This is a genomic window from Rhizobium sp. WYJ-E13, from assembly GCF_018987265.1.
In the GTDB taxonomy this organism is placed as follows: Bacteria; Pseudomonadota; Alphaproteobacteria; order Rhizobiales; family Rhizobiaceae; genus Rhizobium.
Genome location: NZ_CP076854.1, coordinates 1,221,850 through 1,247,270 on the forward strand (window position 1 = coordinate 1,221,850; position 25,421 = coordinate 1,247,270).

The window sequence follows — 25,421 nt, forward strand, 5'->3', positions numbered from 1 at the left end:
CGTGACGTGAGCCATTTGATCTACATGCAGAAAATGGAAATTGGATGGGGTCACGCCGATGATGACCCACCCACGCTATAAATTTGTCAGCAAACTCATGTACTTAATGGGCAATCGGTTCAGGGGTCGCGTCGATGCTGATTCACAGCTTCACACACTGAAATAAACCGACCGGGAGCAGATATGGAGGCTAAGAAGGCATTCCGCCCGCAATAGCCGCCATCTAACGTCAAAGCCCGCAGGATAGTGCTCTGCGCCCTCAAGGCTGGGCGCACGGTGGTCACGCTGCGGTCGATGCATGGCCACTGGTCAGCAGCTTTACCAGATGCTGAGCGCCTGCTGTGGAGGATGCTGGATTCTGCCCCGTGATCAGATGACCGTCGGTAATGGCGAAGCTCTCCCAGTTTCCTCTCTTTTCGTAGAGGCCGCCGAGCCGTTTGAGTTCGTCCTCCACGAGGAAGGGAACGACGTTGGTGAGCTGAACTTCTTCCTCCTCTGTATTAGTGAAGCCCGTCACACGCTTGCCCTTCACGATAGGAGCGCCTTTGTAGGCCACCCGATGCAAAACCCCGGGTGCATGACATACCGCAGCAACAGGCTTTCCGGCATTGTAGAAGTTCTCGATCAGCTTGATGGAATCCTGATCCTCTGCCAGATCCCACATCGGGCCGTGGCCGCCCGGATAGAATATGGCGTCGAAGTCCTCCGACCGCATGTCCTTTAGCAGCTTTGTGTGGGCGAAAGCCTTTTGCGCATCGGGATTCTTCTTGAAGCGGGCCATCGCAGGTGTCTGGTTCCCAGGGAGATCGCTCTTTGGATCGACAGGTGGCTGTCCTCCTTTGGGTGACGCAAGAGTAATGTCGATGCCGGCGTCACGGAACACGTAGTAAGGAGCCGCGCCCTCCTCGAGCCAGAAGCCGGTCTTGCGCCCCGTATTGCCGAGGGTGTCATGAGAGGTGAAAACCATTAGTATCTTCATCGGAGTATCTCCTTCCAGGTTATGCAGCCGAAAGAGACCGCGGCGGGGACTATGCTCTCGATGGTTGGATGGCGCAGTTGGACGTTAGTATCGGCGATACCAAAGTATCGAAGTGCAGCTCACTGCCAGAGATGATTACGATCCGAAAGGTGAGGATCCGAGTTCGGAAACTTCCGATAGGCAACCGACGCTTGGCGTACTGAAGCTGACAGATCCAATCTTCGCTTTGATGACAGCCGGCTTCGAATTCGTCCATTGGACCAAGGCGTCTCTATGGCGGCCGCCATCGGCTGCTGCCCGGAGCCACGCTTTGGGCAATACCATAGTATGATGTGCTTGGTGCCAGTTTGCGGTAAGCTCACCTTCACACGGTCGGGGCATCGGGCAAGATCAAGGACGTGATGCATCAGTGCCGGGGGCGTTTTGGTATAGATCGACAACGTCCGTCGGTTCGGACGTGACTGACCAGAGTTTGACGGGAAAATGAACGGGGGCAGTTTGAAGTGTCATCGGTCTCTCCGCTGGGTGGTCGCATACGGATTGTTCGGCGTGCCGCGTTCCGGGGCGTCGATAGCCTTTGCTATCGCTGCTATTTCGATCACTGGTAGCGCAGCGGGCGGGACTACAGCGCTCGCTGCTATGACCGCTGCGCAACTGGCAGGAGCTATACCCGTTGCCCGACTGGGACGCGGATCAAACTCGATCGCGTATTTCAAGATCCTCATTGTCATTAGGACCGTGGCGCTATTTTGCTGCGCCGTAGCGTGCAGCGCTAGGGCGCCATACTCAGTTTTCATTGCTGCGGCAGTTGCGTCCGGGCTGGTGCAAGGAGCAGCCTTCGGCCATTTGCGCAACGCAGCGAACTATCTGGTCTTACCGACGCAAATGACCAGATTCCTTGCATTCGGAGCCTTCGCAACCGAACTCACTTTTCTAGTCACGCCGATTTTGGCGGCGGCGTTGGGGACCGTCTCCGCATCATTGGCGATAGCTGCTATCGCAGCTCTGGGTGCGCTTCCTGCCCTCATCTTGCCGTCAGCACCGACCGCCGACGCGAGGGTCGAGGAGGCGGAGAAGAGAAGAGCGATATCTCCAGATGTCCTTATTTGGTTAGCGTGCGCTTGCGCCAGTTCTGCCGCAATCAGTGCGATCGAGGTTGGCGCGGTATCGCTTGCTATGGGATTTGGGTTCCAAGCGGGATATGGAGCAGTATTCACTGGAACCTTGTGTGCGGCTTCCCTGATTGGCGCCATTGGAAATAGCTTCCTTAACCGAGCTTTTTCGAGGCACCAGGTCGCCGGAATGCTGGCGGCAATCCTCATTGGGATCGCGCTCGTACTTCAAAATTCCTTTGGATTGTCGATCATCGGCTGCGCGTTGGTGGGACTATTTGCCCCGTCACTCGGTATTCACTACTCTTTGCAGATCAATAGATTGGCAAGGCCCGAAATGAGGGCCGAAACGTTCTCGGTGCTGAAGATATCCACCTCGGTTGGGACGATATTGGCGTCATCGATGCTTGGTTGGACATCTGTCTCTTTAACGCTGAGCGCAGCGATATGGTTGCTCCTTTTTTGTGCTGGGAATGATTTCAGTGCAGGATTTGATCGTCGGGCCGCGCATGTCCGCGGCGCGCACGCAGAGCGTACCAGATTAGCCAAAGCGCCAAATGCCCGGTGAGAGCGGGCAAGGAAGGTAACGGGACGTCAGGATGTCCATTTCACTCAACGAGGAGGCGACCCCGGTTGAGGCCGATGCGGCGCTGATCCTGGACCACCTACCGGGTCTGGTTTGGACGACAGACGAAACGGGCACAATCTCATACTGCAACTCCCGTTTTGGAGAGTATGCTGGTATAGATTTCGGCTTGAGCCGCCCATCACACTGGGTGAGTGTTTTGCATCCGGATGATGCAGTCTTCGCGGTCGGGTACTGGCAAAACGTGCGGCGGACCGAAGGGCACAGGGTGATCAATGCCCGCTTGCGACGAAAAGATGGAGATTTCAGTTGGTTCGAGCTTGCTGGGTCGCCGCTAGCGGATGATGGAAAGATCTGTTGGCTCGCGACAGAACGCCACGAGAGCGCTAACGACCGAACCCAAGAGGAAATTGAAGGCGGGTTCCGGCGCTTCCTAAATTCCTTGTCGCTTTCAGCGCTGCTGATCACCCCTGATTTGGAACTAGAGTTTGCCAATCAAGCAGCGCTGCGTTGGTACGGCTTTCTGCCTGAGAGGACGGAGCAAGAGGCTTCGGCCGACATGGAGCCGAGGAAACTCGACGATATCCTGCTTCCGCTCAAGGCATACATGGAAGGAGAGCAGACGCCGGTCTTCCGGTACCAAGCACAGCATGCCGACGGCACACTGCGGTGGCTTGAGGCGCAAGTCGTGCCGATTGTCGGGAAGTCAGGCGAACTTACGAGCTACTGCCTACTTCAGAACGACGTTCAGGACTCCCGCGATGCCGCCTACCTGCTCGGGAAGGAAATGGAGATGCTCGATATGGTGGCTCGGGGGACGCCATCAGCAAGCGTCCTCCAAAAGCTCTGCAATGTCGTCGAAGATCTGATCCCGGATCTCTTTTGCTGTTTTCTCGAGCTGTCGCTCGATCGCAAATTCTTTCGAATGGGCGCGGCTCCGCGCATGCCAAGCGAATTCCGAGAGATCTTCGACCAAAAGAGCGTGGCGTTGGACAAGAATGCGTGCTCATTCGCAGCACTCACAAAAAAGGCTGTTGAAATCCAAAACCTCCTCGAAAGCGATTATCGCCACACGTCGATGGGCCAGTTCATGTTAGCGAACAGGCTCAATTACTGCCACGCAATTCCTATTCTCTCGCCCTATGGGAACACGGCTGGGATCTTTGCCATCCTTCGTCATCAACATACCGAACTTCAACCTCGCGAACGGCAAATTGTCGACCGAGCAGCGCATATCGCAGGGATTTCCATAGACAGGACCCGCCATGAAGAAGCGTTAGTAAAGCGTGAGACCCAGTTCAAGCGGAGCCAGGCACAGCTCGTCGCAGCGCAGCGGATCAGTTCGACAGGTAGCTTCACATCGGACATCCAGCGGGACGAGAATATCTGGTCTGAGGAATTTTATCGAATATTCGATCTCGATCCTGAGGTCGAGCCAAGCATCGATGCGGTCAGGGAGCGGATCCATCCGGAGGACCTGGAACTTTTCGACGTCGAGATGCGAAAGGGGCTGGCCGGCGAAGACGCCGATTTTGTCTTTCGGATCATCAGGACGGACGGTTCCGTCAGGTTCATTCGCGGTCTCGCCAGAGTAACGGATTACATCGGTGATCACCCGGTTTTCATGGGGACTGTACAGGACATCACCGAGACGAAACGCGCGGAAGATGCTATCCGGCGGGGTGAGGAAGCTCTATTGAAAGCGCGAGAAGAACTTGCCTACATTTCACGCGCGATGACTATAAGTGCCTTGACGACATCCATTGCGCACGAGGTGAGCCAACCGTTATCGGGTATTCTCGCTAATGCCAACGCCTGTGTTCGCCTTCTCGCGCTCGATCCACCGGACATCGCCTCCGCGACAGACACTGCGCGGAGAACGATCCGGGACACCATGCGTGCAACCGAAGTCGTCAAGCGCCTTCGGGCCATGTTTAACCGTCAGTCTCCGACTATGGAGGAGATAGATCTCAATGAAATAGCTCGAGAGGTGATCGCGTTATCAGCGCGCGACATGCGGGAGAAATCTATCGTCCTCGATGCCAGCCTGGCGTCTGGACTGTCGTCCGTCAGGGGCGATCGTATCCAGCTCCAGCAGGTCATTTTGAACTTGGTCCTGAACGGGATCGAAGCTATGGCAGAAACCGAGGGACGCCCCCGCCGTCTGTTCGTGCGGACATCACTAGCTGAGGACATGCTCACATTGTCAATCTCGGATGCGGGCGTCGGCAGCGCGGCTGACTCTACGGACAAGATGTTTGAACCGTTTTTCACAACGAAACTTAACGGAATGGGGATCGGACTTTCCATCAGCCGATCGATCGTCGAAACCCATGGAGGCCGCATGTGGGCGATGCCTAATGACGGGCCAGGCATGACGGTGGCCTTTTCGATACCGAGAACGCCTTCCTTAGCCCAGAGCGTTCAACTGTCCCAGTAAGCCATATGCCGCGATCTGGTCTTCGCCTGACACCACGACATCTGTGCAGTCCGAGACAACGACATCGCCCTGAAGGACCTCTGCGACAGCATCCTCCCTTTCCGGATGGAACGGCTGTCAGTTATTCTGTACGCCAAACTGGCAGCGTTCACCTATTCGCTCCAATCTATTCTCTCAATCCTGGATATGCCGATCGTCCAAGATATGAGCCCGACTGTCGAAACGGCTGCCGCTACGAGGAATGCTGCCTGATATGTACCTGTGAGATCAACGATTACACCCGTGATCACAGGGGCCACAATCCCCGCAATGTTCCCAATGCAGTTTTGAAGACCGATCCACTTCGCCGTGCCAGCGGGTCCCGCAAGGGTTTGGCCGATCGCATAGAGGTTGAAACCTCCCATGCCTTGGCCGATTGAGGATATGAGCAGCCCTGCTATGGCGAGGCTCGGGTTGCCGGTGGCGCACAAAAGCATGCACATTATTGCGATCGCGCAAGCGCTACCGATGAAGAATTTGCGAACTCGATTGGAGCTCGCACCGAAACTCATCCACCGGTCCGCTATCCAGCCGCAAGTCAGAGAGAAGAAAGCCGCGGCAATATAGACAACCCCTCCCATTCGAGCCATTTCGGCCAAGGTAAAACCTTGCACCTTCACTAGATAGAGAGGTAGCCAAGTAAGGATGGTATAGAACGTGTAGTTGTTCGCAAAATGCCCAATGGCCGCGCCCCACAATTCACGTCTTCGGAGCATCTTCCGAAAACTCGGCTGCTCCACCGATCTAACCTCGAGGAGCTTTGCAGCGACCCACGACCGGGTCACAGCTAGCCAGGGAACGAGCCAGAGCAGTGACACCAGCCCAAACAAAACGAAAAGCATACGCCATCCGTATTGGGCCATCACCAAACCTCCGACGAAGGTCCCAACGGCAGGTCCCAAGATGATACCGGTGCTGACCAGAGCGTTCGCAAAACCGAGCTTCTCAACGGGAAGGTTCTGCGCGAGCAGCTTGGAGGTCGCCGGAAAGCTTGCGCTTTCTCCGAGCCCCAATACCACGCGTAAAACCAACAGGCTGAAGAAGCCCCCGGCTAGCCCGGTAAGAACAGTAGCGACCGACCAGACTAGCAACCCGCCGACGAGAGCCCGATACGCACCGAACTTCGTCACGAACCAAGCTGCAATAAGCTGGAATGGCACATAGATCCAAAAGAACGCAGAGATGAGGACGCCGAACTCCGTATTCGTGATCCGCAGCTCATCCTTGATAAGCGGCGCGGCTGTGGCGAGGTTTCCTCGGTCGACGTAGTTGATGAACATCGCGAGCGCGAGCAGGATGCCTATCGTGCTAACGAAAGAGGTCGTTTGCTCCGGCCTGGACGCAGCCACGTCGGCCGTCCGTCCGAACAGGTTGATCTTTCGATCCCAGAATTTCATCGCTCGTCACCCGATGATGTGGACGCCTCCTGAGGGAGGACTGGAATGTGGAAGCTGAATGAAGTTCCAACTCCCTTTCTCGAATCTACCCAAAGTTGGCCGCCAAGGCTTGCAAGTATTGATCGGCAGATCGACAGACCTACGCCCAGGCCATTCGCTTTGGTGGTGAAAAAGGGCTCGAACAGCCTATCAATAATCTGGTCGTCAATGCCGGGACCGGTATCCTTGACGTCGAGCCGCACTCCGCCGTCAACATGGACGCTGGTTTGAATAGTTATATTCCTTGGACCGTCATATCCGGTCAGCGCCTCTGCGGAGTTCATGAGAAGGTTCAATATCACTTGCTGCAATTGCACGCGGTCAGCTCGAACGAGCTGTAGACCGTCGAAATAATCGGTGGCTATGCTCGCGCCCGCCTTCAGGATCTCACTGCTCGTCAAGGAGACGACCTCCTTGGCCAGCTCGTTGAGATCGACGAGCTCGATGGCAGGCGCCTGCTTCTGGAACATTGCACGCAGACGGGCGATGACGTCGGATGCGCGGTTCGCATCCCGCATCGTCCGTTTTATGGTCTCCCTTGCTCCTACTAGATCTGGCGGATCCGATGAGAGGAATCTCATCCCTGTACTTGCGTTGGTGATTATCCCGGAGAGGGGCTGATTGACTTCATGCGCGATCGATGCAGTCATGGCATTGAGTGTCGTCACCCTCGCGACATGCGCAAGGTTGGTTGTAACTTCACGAAGAGCCTCTTCGTTCGCAACCTTCTCCGTGACATCTCGAATAGAGCCCACAAAATCCAGGTTTTCATTACGAACCGATCTGCCAATGGTTTGAACATGTTTGACCCGGCCATCCATCATCTGTAGCCGGTGGTCGCTATCGAAATCAGTGCCCCTCTCGATGGCTTGCTCCAGCAGTTTTGTAACCCGAGGGCGATCCCCTGGATGCACTCGCGTCAATACCAGTTCGGGAGATGCCTTCATGTCGGGTTCGTACTCGAGGATTTGGTAGAGCTCCCGCGACCAGAAAAACTCGCGAGTTGCCTCGCTCCACCCGAAGCTCCCGGTATTGCTAACAGTTTGTCCCTGAAGGAGGAAAGTCTCGCTACGCTGTAGATCTCTGTATAGCCGCGCGTTTTCCAGCGAGATTGCTGCCTGGGATGAGAGCAGATCCAGCACGCTCATGCGTTCCTTCGTAAAGGCTCCAGGCGTGAGGTTATTCTCCAAGTAGAGCACACCTACGTATCGGCCTTGGCCACCGATGTGCATGCAAAGGATGGATCGACAACGGTTTTCGCGAACGTACGCATCATTCGAGTGGACACTATCGAGACAAGCGTCCTCGAGGATGACGGGGCGCCCTGTTCGTATCGCATACTGCAGGACGGTTTGTGGCAGGAGGCCGCCATCAACCGTCGCTTCGATGGTGTCGACCTGTATCGCACCTCCGACGACACGCGCATCCGCGACGGGAAGCGGCACGTTATCCTTAAGAAGCATGAGCAATCCACGCTCTGCCCCGGCATGCGCTATCACCAGGCGCATAACCCGATCAATCAGCTCGGGAAGCCTCATTTCGCGGGAAATTGCTTGAGATGCCCTGACGATCGCGGCGACATCTAACTGCGTATCCAGTGAGAGCGTCTGCGACAAGGGGCTGGCACGAGCGTCACCAGAATGGTACTCCCCTAGTCTTTGAAGTATACGGTTTGCCCCCCACTTGCGGTACGCCACTTTCGCTCTGTTGATATAGAGGTCGTGTATCTCCTCAAGTCCTCTGCCGCGGTACGATCGAGCCGCCACTTCACATGCGAGCGCTTCGATTTGAAGGAAACCATTGGCTTGCGCCGATCTTATGGCCTTCTCGTATAAAGTGTCCGCCTCGATCTGACGACCTTCAATCCGAGCGATCTCGGCCTCAACCAGCGCAGCCCGGCACATGAGGTTTTTCGGCGATTTTTTTGCGAATGCTTCCAGTCTGTTTGCGTGCTCCCGCACACGATCCCTGTGATCTACAAAACGAGGAGCTTCCTTGCTGGCGTCGGCGAGGAATGCTGCATAGGCAATGGCAGAGTAAAAGTGAAACTCGGCGCCCTCTATGTTAGGCCAAGGGGAGACGAGTATCGTCTCGCACTTGCGCGCCGCCTCGATTGCCAATTCGTACTCGCCCAGAAAGACGTGGCCCTGTAGGCGTCTACTCCAGTAGATGTCCTGAACCGTACTTGGGTGGTCTCCTCGGATCAAAGATTGCTCGACCTCCTCAACGTCGACGCCCATCTCTTCAAGGCCGTCGAGGTAGCCCCCGAACCTCATCATCGAGCCAACTAGCCTAAGCTGCCCTACGACGAACGCGAGCGCGATCTTGAAGTCGAAAGCGATGGAATTCAGTGAATCGGTTGCCATCTTGTAGACGGCGGGAAGACTCTCTCCGGAAGAGATCGCGTTTCCGATGAGATTGCTTCGGCAATAGGCTTCGTAAAGCAGGTCGCCGTTCCGTCGTGCGGTTTCGAGTGCTGCTTCTATATAGGACCTACCAACCGAGAGGTGCTCTGACCACGAGCTAATACCGGTTCCATAGTTGAAATACACTCGGGCCTTGAAGGTCGACAAACCTTTGCCGACGAGCGCAAGCGAAAGCTCTCCAAAACGGCGGCCCGCGACAACGTCGCCGAATTCGGTGATAAGCTGTCGACCAAATAGCACGTAGCCCAGGACCGAGGCCGCATTGTTGCCGTGCTCGATGCTGAACTGAACGATCAGGATTATGAGCAATTGATGGAGAGTGGGGTTTTCGTATAAGGCCGAGAGGATCATCCTGTTCAAGACAGCCAAAGTCGCGTCGGCGTCCGCCGAGCTCGTCATCGGCAAATCGACCAAGTCCTCCACCATCCTACCTTCCAAGAGCTTCCAAACCCGGCTGTAGGCAGTGGCGACATCATCGCGTGAAGGGGGAAGGCATACGTCGAGTCCTGCTTCGGCGAGAAATTCGATGCCCAGTTTAACGGCTCGGTCTGGAAGCGCCATAAAAACGTAGAGGTCGATCCGCTGACAGGCGACGGCCGCGCGGGAAGTAATGTCGGGGGCGCGTCGGTGTAGGTCGAGAAGACGCCTCTCAGCGTCCGACGTGTGGCCACATACGAATTCACTCTGTGCAAGAGCCAGATCGCACTCGAACAACATTTGAGGCTCGGCGAACCCGGAACCGGACGCCAATAGCTCCCCTGCTCGTCGGAGGTATGTTAGTGCGTCCTCATACGCACCCGCGGCTTTCGACGCCATCCCAGCTTCGAAGTTCAGGCGTCCGATATGAAGGTGATCAGCGGGAGTCTCGATCGTCCTGAACCCGCGATTGAACTGATCGACAATCTGGAAGATTCCGACGTCGAAATCCTGAAGGGTTCGAGCGCGCTCAAGAATACGTCCTATCCGCTCGTGTCGTCGGGCCTTCTCCTCCGGCGGAAGCATGGAATAGGCCGCATCTCGCACCTTGTCGTGTACGAACGCGTAGTCATCGTCGAAGCAGGCTATGAACCCCGATTTAGCACACCGATTGAGCAGTCCCTGCATTTCCTCGACGGCCATTTCGGTCGCTTCGGCGAGCAGTCGGCTGCTGCTCGCCATAGAAAAGCAAGCGAGCCAGCGAAGGACATCCAGGACCGGACGAGGGAGCTTGGCAAGATCAGCGACCATCATGTCAACCACGTTGTCGCTATGCTCTCTCGCGTTGACGCCGCCCTCGTCCCAGGTCCAACGCCCAAGTGCCCCGTCGGCTCTTAAGACTCCCTCATTTTCGAGGGAGTAAAGCAATCTCGTCGCGAACAGCGCATTCCCGCCCGTCTTCGCATGGATGGTTTTCGCCAATTGTTGCGCTTTGCTCGGCGAGCACTTCATGGCGTCGCTGATCATTTCACCGAGGTCTTCGCGGGTGAGCGCCGGAATCTCTATCTCGGTTACATCGACCCCCTCCCCGCGTAAAGTAGTTGGTAGGCGCATCAACCGATGATCGTCAGCAAGGTCGCGGCTTCTACATGTTCCCACGACAAGGACGTGCCCGCCGGCCCTTTCTGTTAGGAGAAGTTGCTCGACTAGATCCAAACTGGCCCTGTCGGCCCATTGCAGATCGTCCAGGACTAGAACGAGCGGGCGCTTGGGAAGCGCAAATAGCTGAATAAAATCGCGCAATGCAGCCTGGATGCGTCTTCTCGATTCCCTGACTGGCAGCTCCACGTCGGCCGAAGTAGAGCCCAGTGCTATCTCCAGGTCAGGAACAACATGTGTCAAAAGCGCAGCGTTGGCGCCTAAGGCATGCCTAAACCTCTTGGCCCATTCCTCCGACTCCGATGCACCCGTACTCAGAACCATTCGGGTCAGAGATTGAAGTGCAGGGACCATGCAAGCGAGCGGACTGTCGCGAAGGTGAGGCTCGTACTTAGCCGTTGCGATCAGAATTTCTTGTACGTCCAGGCCCGACAAATGCTCCCGGACGAGGTGCGTCTTACCCGTTCCAGGTTCACCGCCGATTAGCACCAGGCGCGATGAACCGTTTTGGAGGAAACCTCGCAGCGCAGCTTGAAAAGCGTCGACTTCGCGACGTCGTCCGTAGAATTTCGTAGGGATGGTGAGGCGTGCGGAAAGATCATGCTCCGCTAGAGGGAAAGGCGATATCTTGCCTCGAGTTTCCCATTGAGCCAGGCATCTTCTGAGATCATTTTCGACCCCAGAGGCCGTCTGATACCGATCATACGGCGATTTTGCGAGAAGCTTCATGATAACTGACGCAACAACATCCGGGATTTCCGGGCGCAGGGTAGATGGCGATGCAGGCGCGCGTGCTATGTGGCAATGCAGAAGTTCAAGAGGATCGTCTGTGTTGAAGGGGAGCGAGCCTGCCAGAATCTGGTAGAGCGTGACTCCGAGCGAATAGAGATCGCTTCGGGCATCGACCGGCCAATTCACCCGCCCCGTATGCTCGGGCGACATGTAGGCTAGAGTACCAGATGACTGAGACCCGGTTGGGCTTATATTCTGACTGGGGAGCTCCGTCGAGGAACCGAAGCCGGACAGACGAACGCTCCCATCTTCGCAAACGAAGACATTCTGTGGTTTAATGTCCTTATGTATGAGCCCTCGTTCGTGAACTAGGGACAGGATGGCCGCCAGGTTCGCCGCAATCTCCAGGAATTCACGGACCCGGAGCAACCGACCGGGTCGTTGGCTCACGAGCAAGTCAAGAGGCATCCCACCGGGATCTTCAAGAATTAAAACTTCTTGGCCTTGATAGTGGACAAATTCCAAGGGGCGAACCGCCCAATGTTCGAGAAGTCTGTCGGCCATCGAGTGCTCGCGGCGGAGCGCGTGTTCCGCGTCCCGCCCCCCTGGCGCCGAAACGGCGAGCACCCTTCTTCGAGAACGTCGCTCGATACCGCGATAAAGAACGTGCTGCTCGCTCTCCCTAACCGGACGCAGTTCGTAGCCTGAGACCGACTCGCCTGCGCCTTCAACCATCACCAGCGGCTCTCATATTGCCCTCGATCTATTCTTCCACCTTTCGTCATCTGCTTCCGGGACAATAATCGTGAGCGGGATTTCGGTCGAGGCCTGCCTGCCTATCTCATGCTTGAATCGAAGCGCGCCGCAACTCCCGCGGCTTTCGGCACTGCTTCGCCCAGTGAACAACATTGCCGCTACTTAGGCAGTTGTGCACTTGTACTTAAGTATCGATTTAAGTGGACGCACAGCATGATCACTGCTCCGCCACGCGGAATTCAGACAATCAACAGGCGGCATCATGGTGATGGGCTAAACAAGACCGCGGACTTTGCCATCAGAACCTTTATTATTTCTCGGCACTCCGGTTCTTGCTGATTTGGCATCGGGATTAGCTAAGGGCTGATCGGTAGTCACGCCGCGTTAAGGCGTGGCCACTTGTCAGCAGCTTTACCAGGTGTTGCGCGCCGGCTGTCGAGGATGCTGGGTTTTGTCCCGTGATAAGGCGACCGTGGCGAGTGACCTAAACCGACCTAAAGTTAAGCACCTTACCCGGCGACCAAGAAATCCCAGTTGACGACCACCGTTTCCTGCACCCAGAGCCGCCTCGTGCAGCTCTTTCGCCTTTCTTTAGAAGAAGGAGGCCGTCTCAAGCGGATCCAAGCAGCGCTCGGGGTGATAGCTCTCGCCGTAAACCTTCAGGAGAGCGCCGAGCGCGGCACGCTGCTGTTTGGCCTCGGTGTCACGCATCCGAGGCGGGGCCTGAGGCGCCCCAAACTGCTTCATAAAGCTGTGTCGTGAAGCGGGTGTCACCTTTTGTACCCGGAAGTCGTGCTGTGACCTCCTGGACTGTCCAAACGTTTGCGTCCGGATCGGAAAATGTGAAATACGATGCATAGCTCTTCCGATCAGGATTGGGTCCGAAAACAATCCCCTTGCCGTTCGAATGATGAAATATCCCACCAACGTCGTGGAAAGGCTCGCTGGTAGCGACGCCTCGGCATAGCAGATCGGTCCTGGCAGCCTCGATGTCGGAGACCACGAGATGCATTCCCTGAGCGGAACCGGGAGGCGCTAGTGCTATGTTTGTTCCGAACATGATCGAGCAACCGGACCCAGGCGGGCTCATCTGAACGATGCGATAGTCGTCTCCAACGGAGTGATCAATGTCGACTTGCCAGCCAATGCTCTCGTAGAATTTCCGAGCGCGGTCGGAGTCCGACACAGGTATCACGAGGAGTTCTAGGTTCATCCTTACTGGAGTGTTCTTTGGCGCGGCTTGCGTGACTTTCGTTTCAAGTTCAAGATGGTTCATGTCCGGCTCCTTAGTTTAAGTCGCCGTCGATCAGCCGGCGACGTGACGGAGGTTAAACATCATCTTGTTCCGGAACCATTGGACCATAGTGTCGCCGATACTATGGTGTGTCGGCGCCCCCTATGGCTCCCGTTTTTCGATGCTCAACTTTCCGTGGAGTCATCAAGCTCCAGTATCGCCGCTGCCTGCAACGCCGCCGGATCATTCTTGGCATGCAGATAATTGAGAAGCGAAGTCAACGACGGATCGGTCATCTCCGCAGGCATAAGTATCCCAGTGGAGTGCATTTCATCACGGCCGACAGCACCGTCGGCGTCGTGGTCCAGCCGCTGCTTCATGTCCACCTTGGGACGCCCGTTGTCATCGACGGCAACTCCAGGCATTAGGATTTGATCGAAGTTCTCAAGTTCCTGCCCGGTCAGCTTGTTGTCCCCGTTGCGATCGAACTTGGTGAACGCCTTGTTGAGCACCTGGGTAAGCGGTGAAGTGTCAGTCGCAGTCGTCATGAAATCCCCAATTCGTAACATCTACTTGTAAATCGCGCGTTTCCGGCGCGTAGGTAGCCTTTGGGGCGGCAAGCTTGAGCGTACCTGAAGAGTTTCGCTTCCCAATACTGTGCCAGGTCAGCGGACTGCATGGAATGACCCATCTCAACATCTTGCTCTGAGGATCTCCTGAAGCCGCTCCCGGCTCGGAGCTCCTGACTGGAGCCACCGAATGATGTCTCGTGCTACTGCCTCCGCTTCCTCGCTCTTTCTGTTCCAGTGTCGAGCTTCGCAGTATTCCTTCAGTACGTCTGCTGCTATCGACACCTCCTCCGGCATGAGCGGGCGAAGGCATCGCCTGTCTATTGGGCCTGGCATGATTGTATTTCCCTCGACAGGTCAAACGGGATCCTACAGAGCGGCGCTCGCTCCAGAACCGACGGAAGCAGAAGGCACCCAGACACGCGTCGGTGCCGGCCGCTCGCTGATGGAAATCAGAGCCCCAACGATCGCCACCATGGCAATTGCGATCACAACAAGCGGAAAGCCTGAGCTACGAGGTTCCTGGTCGCGATAGATCATCGTCTGCTCCCGATTTTTGGCTGTGGCTGATCCGCAGCCGCCGGCTTCGACCGAGACTATGTCGGCGGACCGTCAGGAAGGCATTTGCACCTTGGTATAGGCGATACGTTCGTATAGGCGATACCATCGTGCAGTATCGCGCCCCAGGGGCCGGTCTCAATGTTCTCGGGTACGGATCGACAACGGATCTCGATACGGAAGGCAGCGCAAACACTCTCGGAATCCGGAGCGTGAGTGCAGCCTTTACCCAGCAATCACCATTGGAGACTGGCGCAATGTCCAAAGGCGTACCCGCAAATTTCACACGCCGATCGTTAGGCAGCGTCGCACTCGCTATTACTGCGGCGGGTGTGCTCGGCGAGAAGATGGCGGAAGCCTCTCATGCGCCCACGCGTGCGGAGGTACCGCCGGCTCCTGCCGGAGCCATACTCGAAGCAAACAAGACCATCGAGGCAGGTGACCTGCTAGTTTCTTATGCCGACGTCGGACCAGCGTCCGGATCACCAGTCTTGCTACTGCACGGCTGGCCGTACGACATCAACAGCTTCGCGGAGGTCGCACCTCTCCTTGCAAGCCAAGGCCACCGCGTCATCGTGCCCTTCCTCCGAGGCTACGGCGGCACGCGTTTCCTATCAGCCGCGACGAAACGCAATGGCCAGCAGGCGGCGATTGCAGTTGATACGATCAAGCTCATGGACGCCATGGGAATCAAGCAGGCTACAATCGCTGGCTTCGACTGGGGAGCGAGGACAGCCGGCATAGTCGCCGCCCTCTGGCCGGAACGCTGTAAGGCCCTCGTATCGGTCAGCGGCTATCTGATCGGAAACCAGACCGCCGGAAAGGCCCCCCTGCCGCCGCCCGCCGAACTCCAGTGGTGGTACCAATTCTATCTCGCCACAGATCGCGGTCGCGACGGCTATGAGAAATATACGAACGACTTCGCCAAGCTCATCTGGAAGCTCGCCTCCCCAAAGTGGAAATTCGACGAAGAAACGTTCTCGCGAAGTGCCACGGCGTTCGCCAACCCAGACCATGTCGCGATTGTCGTCCATAACTATCGATGGCGTCTCGGACTGGCCGAAGGCGAGAAGCGGTTCGACGAGTTGGAAAGCAAGCTGGCAGTCGGCCCCGAAATACACGTGCCCACGATTACCATGGAAGGTGACGCCAACGAGGCACCCCACCCAGATGCAAAGACTTATGCAGCGAAGTTCAAGGCGAAATATGAGCACCGCCTCATCACAGGTGGGATCGGTCACAACCTCCCACAAGAAGCCCCGGAATCTTTCGCCCGCGCCGTGATTGATGTGGACGGCTGGGTGTAGCTCCGCATTAGCGCAGGCCCCGGCCTTTTTCAGGGAGCACGGAACATCCGACAGGTTTCACGCACGTCTGTCCGGGCTCGACGCCTGTCCAATGGTGACCCATCAAAATACACCCTATCGAATCCTTAGATGAAATCGATCAAAAAATGGCGGCTGGTGCGGCACCCGCTGGTCGTGTGATGGTGGAAGGCACTTTCAGATAGCACAGCTTTTCTGCGCGATTGGACGGCGAGGAGCGTTCGTAGCTGGAAGGATCTTTAGTAAGGCGACACCACCAGCTCAAACCCGGCAGGATCTATGATTGAAATTGGTATCGATAGTTTCGCAATGCTTTTGACCGACCCTGCCACCGGGCGATTGCAGTCAGCCATTGACCGCATGGAGAGTGTGCTTGCGGAAATAGAGCTCGCGGATCAAGTCGGGCTCGATATCTTCGGAATGGGCGAACACCATCGTGAGAACGCGCTTGATTCAGCCCCTGCTGTCATCCTTGCGGCCGCCGCCGCACGCACAAAATCCATCAGACTGACTAGTGCCGTAGCAGTCCTCAGTGCCGCCGACCCCGTGCGGCTCTTCCAGGAGTTCGCCACACTGGATCTGATATCCGGCGGAAGAGCCGAAATCGTGGTCGGTCGCGGCTCATCAGTCGAGGCCTATCCTCTGTTCGGATTCGACCTGCGGGACTACGACGCACTGTTCGCCGAGAAGCTGGACCTCTTGCTGAGGATCAGGGAGCAACCCAGTGTCAAATGGCAGGGCCGCTTTCGTCCAGCGATCAATGGCGAGGGTGTCTTTCCCCGTCCACACCAGCCCAAACTACCAATCTGGCTGGGCGTGGGTGGCACACCTGAATCGTTTGTCCGCGCGGGGACACTCGGATTACCGTTGATGGTCGCCATCATCGGCGGAAGCTTCGAGCGTTTCCTGCCCCTGGTCGATCTTTATCGTCGCGCATGGGATGCCGCCGGCCATCCCCCGAAGGACCAAATGGTCGGTGTACATGCCCTGGGCTTCGTCGGAGAAACCGACGCGGCTGCCAGGGAAGCGTTTTTCCCGGGCTGGTTCCAGATGTTCACGGACGCTGGACGGGAACGGGGCTGGCCGCCGCCGACAAAGGCGCAATTTGACCACATGTGCAGTCCGGGTGGCGCGTTCCTGGTTGGCAGTCCGCAAACGGTTGCGGCCAAGATTTTGCATATTAACAACACCTTGCGCGGAGTTTCTCGCATCACCTTCCAGATGAGTACCGCTGCACTGGAAACCGAGGCGATGCGCCGCTCTATCGAACTTCTCGGCACTGATGTCGCGCCTCTTGTTCGCGGACAAGGTTAAGTGCGTCATTGAACGACGCAAGGTTCAAGGAAGATAACTGGCCTTGTTATCAATCGCTGCTGCCGAAAATGAGGTTTTGATAGGCGGCGAGCATCTCCGGATCCTCGACGGAGCCATGATGATGGAGTTGTCTCCAGGCGCCATCCATCCGAACGAACCAGCGGGTTGTTCGGAAGGCGACATCGAGACTGTCGCTGGCAGTTCTACACGTACCCCGCTCCCGACCGACGAACAGATGCCACTCGCGTCCACCTTGGCTGGTGAAATCATGGAACGTCACATTTACGGTGGCGGGGCCACCGAACAGCTTAGCATAACCCTCAGCGATCTCGTTCCACCCACGACGAATTCCGCCGATAGGGTTGTCCATGCTAGGAGCCGCCCCAGGAAACCAGACCGCTTCCAAGCCCACGATATCGGCCGAATTGAATGCCCTGTAGAATTCGATCAGCGCATCCAGGGCGCTATCATCCCCCGCCCTCTGTTCAACACCCGTAATTTCTTCAAAACGTTCGTTCATGTCTAAACCTCTCTCCGGAATCTTGGCGCGCTACGCCAACCCACTGCGTCGATCGGCCGACTTGACGGACGTGGGAACGCGCCACAGAGAAATTCGGGTTGCCAAGCCAGCGAAGGCAGCATGCGCGGCGGCGGTGGCGTAATCCATTGTACGATGGTGTTGGCGCAAACCCAACGCCGCTTAACCCCGACAAGACTCAGCCGATACCATTGTACAATGGACTTCTCGCCAGAACGGCGCATCCTCGCCAGGCGGTCGGAGCAGGCGCATTGCGCTGCCCGCGCCGCAAATTGAGAGTTATGATATACATACTTCGATTGGACGACGAGCCTGCTGTCTTCTCTGGGGACGAAGCACATGTATCGGATGATCTCGGCAATGACGAACGCAGCGCTTCCCGACAGCCGGGATGTCGAGCGACCAACAGTCGTAGTTATCGACGACGACATATCAGTCAGGGAATCCCTCGAGCTCCTGATACTATCTGCGGGATGGCGGCCACTGCTCTTTGAATCCGCCCAAGCCTACCTTGCAACACCGCTTTCGTCAGCTCCCTGCTGTCTCGTACTCGATGTCAATATGCCTGGCCTGAACGGCCTCGATTTGCAGACCATGATCAATATGGGCGGCAATCGCATGCCTATCATTTTCGTCTCCGGCTTTGGTGATGTCCCGATGACTGTGAAGGCGCTCAAGGGGGGCGCGATGGATTTCCTTACCAAACCCATCGACACGATGGCGCTTCTGGAGGCGATCCGATCGGCACTGGCGCGGAGCGAAGAAATGTTGCGCAACGACGAGGAGCTTCGACGGCTGCAGCGCTCGTACGAAACGCTGACCAAGCGGGAACGCGAGGTGATGATACGCGTGGTCAAGGGTCTCTTGAACAAGCAGGTCGCCTTCGACCTCGACATAAGCGAGATTACCGTGAAGGCGCATCGCGGCCAAGTGATGCGTAAAATGGACGCGCGCACCCTACCGGAACTGGTGAACATGGCTGCAAAGCTCCGCCTCGGAGAAAGTGTCGAGACAGACTGAAACGTTCAGCAGACCAATTATCGCGGCAGCCGATTTTCCTCGCACTTCGACTCTTTCGGATGGATAGTGAACTATCATCGCGACAAAAGAGCGGTGTGTGCATGCGAACCGACCGACGACATGTTCGAAAGCAGTCAAGCTCGGCGCTCGATCACCATCAACGCTGCTTCGTATAGGTTTCGGGTGAGGTCGCAGGCGCCCATCCTGGGCGCAAGCCTCGCCGACTGGCCCGCCCACAGGTTCGTGAAGTCGTTCCGGGACGCCTTTTCCGCTTGGGCGCGCACGGCAGACAGTGCGGCACCTGCGGTTGGAAACGCTGGCACGGCCTCTGAAATGGGACCGAGTTCCTGCATGAGGCGGTTGACGATACCTCTGGCGGGACGACCGGTGAAGACGTTCGTGATCGCGGTACTATCGTCATCTGCCTTGGCGAGCGCTTGCGCGTGTACCGCCGGGATCTTCGCCTCCGGACAGAATAGGTAGGCAGTGCCGACCTGAACCGCGGAAGCGCCCAGCATCATGGCTGCGGCGACGCCCCGCCCGTCGGCGATACCGCCGGCAGCAATCACAGGAACCGCTACGGCATCGACAACTTGCGGAACGAGCGCCATCGTTCCGACCTGTGTGGACATGTCCTGCGTGAGGAAGTTGCCACGATGCCCTCCGGCCTCCGAACCCATCGCGATCACGGCGTCGGCCCCGTTCGCCTCCAGCCACACGGCTTCGGCCACAGTCGTTGCCGAAGACACCACTTTCGCCCCGGCTCCCTTCACGCGGTCTACGAGCGGCTTTGTGGGCAATCCGAAATGGAAGCTCACCACCTCCGGCCTGTGCTCTTCGACAACCTGGCAGAAAGCTTCATCGAATGGCGCACGACCCGCGCCTGAAACAGGAGCAGCAGGGTCGAGATCGAACTCGACATAGTAGGGCGCCAGCAACGCCCTCCATCGCATCTGAGCGACCGCGTCGACCGGAGGCGTTTGATGCGCGAAGAAGTTTATATTCAGCGGCGCCTTGCTCAAGCCACGTATGTTGCGGATCGCTGCTTCCAATTGGTCGACGGTCAACTGCGCACTCGGCAGCGAGCCTAGTCCGCCAGCCTGCCCTGCGGCGACCACCATCTCGATTGTCGTGGCTCCCGCCATGGGCGCCTGGATGATCGGAAGCTCAATACCGAAAAGATCGAGAATGCGTCGGTCTGGCCAGTGCGTCATATCAGATACCATCCCATTCGTGTGGCTCGACCACTCGTTAGATCGTTGCACGTGGCGGGTCTATTGCACCTGATGATCTGGCACCCGATCCAAAGGTATCGGGGACACCTTCGTACAATAGTTAGAAGCGTTGAACCGCGAGATGGTGTTGTCAGGGCGGGTGGCGACGATCGTTCCCACCCCCAACAGCAGAGACATGACTTTGAAGATCCTAGCGAACCTGCCGCGCGTCGGCGGGTGGAGGATCGTGCGTGGTCCAACAATGGAGGTGCTAATGAGCACGCGTAAAACAATCTTGATCACCGGCGCGTCGCAGGGGATCGGGGCAGGACTGGTCAGATCGTTCCTCGAACGAGGCTACAATGTCGTCGGCACATCGCGCCGTGTCACGGAAGCATCGCTGCCGGACGCTCCGGAACACCTGGAACTGGTCGATGGCGATGTGGGAGATCCAGTAACCGCCGAACGGGTGGCGCACCGCGCGATCGAACGCTTCGGATCGATCGACGCGCTGGTGAACAACGCGGGCATTTTCTTCACCAAGCCGTTCCTCGAATACACGATCGACGACCTTCGGCAGCTTACCGCGACGAATGTTGAAGGATTCATACACTTCACCAAACACGCGATCCGGCAGATGCTCCGCCAGGGATCCGGCGGAAGCGTCGTTACGATTACGACTTCGCTGACAGACCACCCGATTGCCGGTGTGACCGCGTCCTTCGCCATGATCACCAAGGGCGGCCTGAATGCGGTCACGAAGAGCCTCGCGATGGAATTCGCCAAGGACAACATCCGGGTGAACGCCGTCGCTCCCGGCATCGTCGACACGCCGATGCATGAAAAGGATCCGAAGGATTTTCTGAAGTCTCTCTCGCCGATCGGTACGATCACCGCCGTCCAGGAGATCGTCAACGGTGTCGTCTATCTGACGGAATCTACCAACATTACCGGGGAGGTGCTGCACGTCGACAACGGCGCACATTTGGGGAAATGGTAGTCCCTGGCGCTGACGCACGATTGCGGGATCTTGATATCAAGCTCCCTCCCCCGCCGACACCTTTCGGCGCCTATGTCGAGGCGGTCCAGGTCGGCCCGCTTCTCTTCCTCAGTGGCATGCTCCCGGTGATTGGACACGAAGCGATCTACCATGGGCGCGTCGGCGAGGGTCTTTCGGTTCCTCAAGGATACGACGCCGCCCGTGCTGCCTGCCTCAGTGGGCTCGCCGCGGCGAAAGCGCACCTGGGGTCGCTGAATAAGATCAGCCGTATCGCCAAACTCGGCGTGTACATTGCATCGCCGGGCGATTTCCAGGAGCACCCGAAGGTGGCCGACGGAGCATCCGAGCTTCTGCGGGATGTCTTTGGCGCGTCGTCGGTTCCGCCCCGCATCGTCCTTGGCGTCTCCAGCATTCCGTTGGGAATGCCGGTCGAAATCGAACTCGTGCTCGAAATCGAATCCTAGCGACATCGTTCCAACAACCTGAATGGAGGTATTCATGAAACCCATCTCGAGGAGCGCAATGATCGCGTCATCGAAGTTCCTGACTGCTGCCGCAGTGCTCATGCTTCCCGCGCTCGCTCTTTCCGGGCAGACCATGGTCGCGCAAAAGACCGATCGCCCCGCTGACGCCAAGTCACAGCCTGCGAGCGAGAAACCGCAGATCCGGATCGAGAGGCGCACACCCGCATACTGGCGCGTCACCTTCGACAATCCGCCCTTCAACATATTCGGGCCGGAGACCATTCCACAGATGGAGAAGGTCGTCGCGGAGATCGAAGCGGACCCGAACCTGAGGGTCGTTGTCTTCGACAGCGCTGTGCCGGGCTTCTTCCTCACCCATTACAACTTTACGCCGCCGCTCTCCGAATCCACAAGCTTGCCTTATGGGAAGACCGGCCTCCATCCCCTCCCGGACATGCTCGTTCGTATCAGCAAGGCGCCCGTTGTCTCTATCGCGCTGATCCGCGGGCGAGCCACGGGCGTCGGCAGCGAATTGGCGCTCGCCAGCGATATGCGGTTTGCCAGCAAGCAGAATGCAATCCTTTCTCAATGGGAGGTCGGAGCCGGTTTCGTCCCGGGCGGCGGCCCAATGGCACGCCTTCCGCGTCTAATGGGCCGCGGCCGTGCACTCGAGGTGCTGCTCGGGTCCGATGACATCAACGGCGAGCTTGCCGAGGAGTACGGCTACGTCAACCGTTCGTTCGACGACGAGAAGCTCGACCCCTTCGTCGATGCGCTCGCCGCGAGGATTTCTGGTTTCGACCGCCAGGCGATCGCCGATACGAAACGCCTCGTCGATTTCGCCAGCCTCCCCAGCGATCCGGAAATCGGAGCGGGCTGGGACGCGTTCATCCAGTCCGTCCAGCGCCCCGTGGCGCAGAAGAACATCGGCCGCCTGATGGAAATGGGGCTTCAGACGAACCCCGACATCGAAGCGCGGCTCGGGCACTACACGCAGACTTTGGCCGACAAGTAGGCCGGAGCCGCGCCCGCGCGTCGGAACGGCAGGTCGCGCGGGCGCACATCCTGCCAATCGTCCACTCAGATAAATCGCGTCCCAGCCGCGGAGATTTTCCGCACCGACAACCAACCAGCGATGGAGAAGTCACATGCACAGCATCGAAAACCAGATCGTCGATTCCAGCTTCTCGGCAATCATCAACGCGCCGATCGAACAGGTGGATATACCGAAGTGGTGCTTCACCCTGCCCGAGAAGGAATACCAAGGATGCTCTCCCGCACACATCGCCGCAGGCTTCACGACGGCTTCCGACGGAACTCGCATGTCGATTAATGTCGAGACGATCGGCGGGAGCCTCATGGTCCAGCATTACCTCGAAACCCTCGGCGAGAAGGATCATCTCATTCTTGATTCCGATTCCGACGTGTTCACGCCAAATGGCCGCGTTACGATCCACGTCACCTGGGAGCTCAGCGTCAAGAAACTCGACGCGGGTCGATGCGAGTTCACCAACCGCGTCAGGTCCTATGCGACGGACGAGATGATGGCCTCGCTCGACCGCCAGGGAATCCCGTTCGAGATCTTCCGGACGCAGCGGCAACCGATGTCGATCGCACACAACAAAGGCGAAACACCCCTGTTTGCGGCAAGCATCGAGCGGGCGGCGCTGAAGAACGCCGCCTCCACGAAAGCGGCCTGATCACCGGAGGAATACCCATGACACAACTGTCTTTCGACCGGAACAATACTGGTCTGCTCGTGGTCGATCCATACAACGACTTCATTTCCGAAGGCGGCAAGATCTGGCCGAGGATCAAGGAAGTGGCCGAGGCGAACAACTGCGTGCCGCACATGCTCCAGGTGCTCAATGCGGCACGCGAGGCGAAGCTTCGTGTCTTCTACGCAATGCATCACAGGTATCGCGCAGGCGATTACGAAAATTGGAAGTTCATCGCTCCTATCCAGCGCGCGGCTTGGCATCGCAAGAGCTTCGAGTTCGGCACATGGGGCGGAGAATTTCGCGCTGAGTTCGTGCCGCAACCGGGCGAGGTCGTGGCCTCCGAACACTGGTGCTCCAGCGGTTTCGCCAACACCGATCTCGATCTCGAGCTGAAGCGGCATGGAATCCAGAGGCTGATCGTGATCGGGCTCGTCGCGCATACCTGCATCGAGGCGACAGTCCGCTACGCCGCCGAACTCGGATACGACGTGACCGTCGTCAAGGACGCGGTAGCCGATTACTCGCCGGAGATGATGCATGCCGCTCTGGAGGTCAACCTCCCCAGCTATGCCAGCGCTATCGTCGAGACCACTGAGGCCATCGAAGCGATCGCCCTCACACAAGCGGCGTAAGCTCGCATCTCAGCCGCCACCAGTATCCGGCGGGCGTTCACGCGCGCGCCGGATCTCTCTTGAAACTAAAAAGTAATACTTTTCGTTTCGAAGGGTTGGCAGGCCCTTCACCTGCACCTATGTGAGTTCGACAGCCAATTGCCGCCGACTATGTCGATGCTCCCATGCAGCACAGAGGCTCCCTATTCGAAAGGATCCACATGACACTCTCCGGCGACCTCCTCATCGGCGGCGCAAACGTGCGTGGCGCGGCTGCGACGTTCACCGCGACAAACCCTGCCGACGGCAGCTCGATGGAACCGACTTTCGCAGGCGCGACGAAGGAGCAGGCGGAGATGGCCGCGGCTTTGGCGTGGGCCGCGTTCCCGGTCTACAAGGAGACGACGCTCGAAGATCGGGCGCGCTTTCTGGAAGCCATCGCTGATGGCATCATCGCACTCGGCGACGATCTCATCCTGCGAGCGTCGGACGAAACTGGTCTGCCGCGCGCTCGAATCGAAGGCGAGCGCGCCAGAACTGTCGAACAGTTGCGCCTGTTCGCGAAAGAGGTCCGCGACGGCAAGTTTCAGGAGCTTCGCTTCGACCCGGCCGACGCTGAGCGCAAGCCTGTTGCCAAACCGGACCTACGACTGAGAAACGTTGCTCTCGGTCCGGTCGCCGTATTCGGAGCATCGAACTTCCCGCTCGCATTCTCTGTCGCTGGCGGCGACACAGCCTCGGCTCTCGCCGCCGGCTGCCCGGTTGTCGTTAAAGCCCACTCCGCCCACCCCGGAACGTCCGCGCTCGTTGGCAAAGCAGTCGTGGACGCCGTCGCGGCATGCGGTCTTCCACGTGGGACGTTTGCCCTTTTGTTCGATGCAGGGTTCGAAATGGGACAGACCCTCGTCGCCGATCCCCGGATCCGTGCCGTCGGATTTACCGGTTCGCGCCGGGGCGGCACCGCGCTGATGAAGATCGCCTCGGAGCGGAAGCAGCCCATACCAGTCTACGCAGAGATGAGCAGTATCAATCCGGTCATCCTTTATCCGAATGCGCTTCGCAATCGCGCACCCGAGATCGGAAGATCGTTCGCATCCGCTCTAACCCTGGGTGCAGGCCAGTTCTGCACCAATCCGGGCCTTATCATCGCCGTCGACGGTGCGGGGCTCGATGCGTTCATCGAAAGTGCCAGTGCAGCGATTTCAGAAACGGAGGCCCAGACCATGCTGACGGGCGGGATCTGCGACGCCTATCGCAAGGGCGTGGCAAGGCTGTCGTCGTCATCGTCCGTCTCGAAGGTCGCTGCGGGGAGGAACGGAACTTCCTATCAGGCCGCGGCCGCGCTCTTCGAAACGACTGCCGCAGCATTCCTCCGCGATCCGGAGCTTCAGGAGGAAGTCTTCGGCGCTTCGGGACTGATCGTTCGCTGCGAGGACGAAACGGAGCTACTTGAAGTGATCGAATCCTTGGAAGGTCAGTTGACGATCGCCCTGCACGTGGATGCTGAGGACATCGCTGACGCCTCGATGATCATCCCGCAGTTGGAGCTTCTCGCGGGTCGACTTCTCGTAAACGGCTTCGGAACCGGCGTCGAGGTATCCCCGGCGATGGTCCATGGGGGGCCGTATCCGGCCACGTCAGACGGTAGATCGACCTCAGTCGGGACACTGGCGATTTATCGCTTCCTGCGACCTGTTTCCTACCAGGACTTCCCGGCGGAGCTGCTTCCGGAGTCACTTAGAAGGTCGTAAGCGCGCTCGGGTGGTGACGAA

19 protein-coding genes are annotated in these 25,421 nt (G+C 57.8%); 11 read left to right on the top strand and 8 right to left on the bottom strand.

Annotated elements, in window-relative coordinates; translation table 11 throughout:
* Positions 1 to 280: 280 nt before the first annotated feature.
* Complete coding sequence (locus tag KQ933_RS27130) at positions 281 to 979, bottom strand: type 1 glutamine amidotransferase domain-containing protein (protein WP_216759095.1); 699 nt, start codon at positions 977 to 979, stop codon at positions 281 to 283.
* Positions 980 to 1,462: 483 nt separating this feature from the next.
* On the opposite strand from KQ933_RS27130, the gene KQ933_RS27135 reads away from it, so the two are divergent.
* Both KQ933_RS27135 and KQ933_RS27140 read left to right on the top strand, forming a co-directional pair.
* Complete coding sequence (locus KQ933_RS27135) at positions 1,463 to 2,659, top strand: MFS transporter (RefSeq protein WP_367882523.1); 1,197 nt, start codon at positions 1,463 to 1,465, stop codon at positions 2,657 to 2,659.
* A 31-nt stretch (positions 2,660 to 2,690) separates the two neighbouring features.
* Positions 2,691 to 5,117, top strand: coding sequence for a PAS domain-containing protein (locus KQ933_RS27140; RefSeq protein ID WP_216759097.1), 2,427 nt, complete (start codon positions 2,691 to 2,693; stop codon positions 5,115 to 5,117).
* 152 nt (positions 5,118 to 5,269) lie between these two features.
* On the opposite strand, the gene KQ933_RS27145 is transcribed toward KQ933_RS27140, so the two are convergent.
* From KQ933_RS27145 to KQ933_RS27165, 5 genes are all read right to left on the bottom strand, one after another.
* A complete protein-coding gene (locus KQ933_RS27145) occupies positions 5,270 to 6,553 on the bottom strand; it encodes an MFS transporter (protein WP_216759098.1) in 1,284 nt (427 codons plus the stop codon).
* On the bottom strand, positions 6,550 to 12,060 hold the full coding sequence (locus KQ933_RS27150; RefSeq protein WP_253958433.1) for an ATP-binding sensor histidine kinase: 5,511 nt from the start codon (positions 12,058 to 12,060) through the stop codon (positions 6,550 to 6,552). The genes KQ933_RS27145 and KQ933_RS27150 overlap by 4 nt, the downstream gene beginning before the upstream one ends.
* 724 nt (positions 12,061 to 12,784) lie before the next feature.
* On the bottom strand, positions 12,785 to 13,357 hold the full coding sequence (locus KQ933_RS27155; protein ID WP_253958350.1) for a glyoxalase: 573 nt from the start codon (positions 13,355 to 13,357) through the stop codon (positions 12,785 to 12,787).
* Positions 13,358 to 13,500: 143 nt separating this feature from the next.
* Complete coding sequence (locus tag KQ933_RS27160) at positions 13,501 to 13,863, bottom strand: EF-hand domain-containing protein (RefSeq protein ID WP_216759100.1); 363 nt, start codon at positions 13,861 to 13,863, stop codon at positions 13,501 to 13,503.
* Positions 13,864 to 14,253: 390 nt separating this feature from the next.
* Positions 14,254 to 14,424: a hypothetical protein gene (locus KQ933_RS27165; RefSeq protein WP_216759101.1), complete on the bottom strand. Its 171-nt coding sequence runs from the start codon at positions 14,422 to 14,424 to the stop codon at positions 14,254 to 14,256.
* Between the two features lie 275 nt (positions 14,425 to 14,699).
* Between KQ933_RS27165 and KQ933_RS27170 the strand changes: the two genes are divergently transcribed.
* On the top strand, positions 14,700 to 15,749 hold the full coding sequence (locus tag KQ933_RS27170; protein WP_216759102.1) for an alpha/beta fold hydrolase: 1,050 nt from the start codon (positions 14,700 to 14,702) through the stop codon (positions 15,747 to 15,749).
* Between the two features lie 300 nt (positions 15,750 to 16,049).
* Positions 16,050 to 17,081 carry an LLM class flavin-dependent oxidoreductase gene (locus KQ933_RS27175; protein ID WP_216760834.1) on the top strand — a complete coding sequence of 344 codons (1,032 nt, stop codon included), beginning with the start codon at positions 16,050 to 16,052 and terminating at the stop codon, positions 17,079 to 17,081.
* Between the two features lie 49 nt (positions 17,082 to 17,130).
* Here the strand turns inward: KQ933_RS27175 and KQ933_RS27180 are convergent, their stop codons facing one another.
* Entirely contained in the window at positions 17,131 to 17,601 is a 471-nt protein-coding gene (locus KQ933_RS27180) for a nuclear transport factor 2 family protein (protein WP_216759103.1), read from the bottom strand.
* Between the two features lie 357 nt (positions 17,602 to 17,958).
* Here KQ933_RS27180 and KQ933_RS27185 point away from each other — a divergent pair, with 357 nt between their 5' ends.
* Positions 17,959 to 18,639, top strand: a complete 681-nt coding sequence (locus tag KQ933_RS27185; protein WP_216759104.1) for a response regulator transcription factor — start codon at positions 17,959 to 17,961, stop codon at positions 18,637 to 18,639.
* Positions 18,640 to 18,773: 134 nt separating this feature from the next.
* Here the strand turns inward: KQ933_RS27185 and KQ933_RS27190 are convergent, their stop codons facing one another.
* Positions 18,774 to 19,853, bottom strand: coding sequence for a nitronate monooxygenase family protein (locus KQ933_RS27190; RefSeq protein ID WP_216759105.1), 1,080 nt, complete (start codon positions 19,851 to 19,853; stop codon positions 18,774 to 18,776).
* Positions 19,854 to 20,127: 274 nt separating this feature from the next.
* Here KQ933_RS27190 and KQ933_RS27195 point away from each other — a divergent pair, with 274 nt between their 5' ends.
* From KQ933_RS27195 to KQ933_RS27220, 6 genes are all read left to right on the top strand, one after another.
* A complete protein-coding gene (locus KQ933_RS27195; protein ID WP_216760835.1) occupies positions 20,128 to 20,853 on the top strand; it encodes an SDR family NAD(P)-dependent oxidoreductase in 726 nt (241 codons plus the stop codon).
* Complete coding sequence (locus KQ933_RS27200; RefSeq protein ID WP_216759106.1) at positions 20,847 to 21,317, top strand: RidA family protein; 471 nt, start codon at positions 20,847 to 20,849, stop codon at positions 21,315 to 21,317. The genes KQ933_RS27195 and KQ933_RS27200 overlap by 7 nt, the downstream gene beginning before the upstream one ends.
* 22 nt (positions 21,318 to 21,339) lie before the next feature.
* Positions 21,340 to 22,332, top strand: a complete 993-nt coding sequence (locus KQ933_RS27205; protein WP_216759107.1) for an enoyl-CoA hydratase/isomerase family protein — start codon at positions 21,340 to 21,342, stop codon at positions 22,330 to 22,332.
* A 133-nt stretch (positions 22,333 to 22,465) separates the two neighbouring features.
* On the top strand, positions 22,466 to 23,017 hold the full coding sequence (locus KQ933_RS27210; protein WP_216759108.1) for a hypothetical protein: 552 nt from the start codon (positions 22,466 to 22,468) through the stop codon (positions 23,015 to 23,017).
* Positions 23,018 to 23,034: 17 nt separating this feature from the next.
* Positions 23,035 to 23,670 (top strand): isochorismatase family cysteine hydrolase, encoded by a 636-nt coding sequence (locus KQ933_RS27215; RefSeq protein ID WP_216759109.1) that lies wholly within the window; start codon positions 23,035 to 23,037, stop codon positions 23,668 to 23,670.
* 200 nt (positions 23,671 to 23,870) lie between these two features.
* Positions 23,871 to 25,400, top strand: a complete 1,530-nt coding sequence (locus KQ933_RS27220) for an aldehyde dehydrogenase (NADP(+)) (RefSeq protein ID WP_216759110.1) — start codon at positions 23,871 to 23,873, stop codon at positions 25,398 to 25,400.
* Positions 25,401 to 25,421 lie beyond the last annotated feature (21 nt).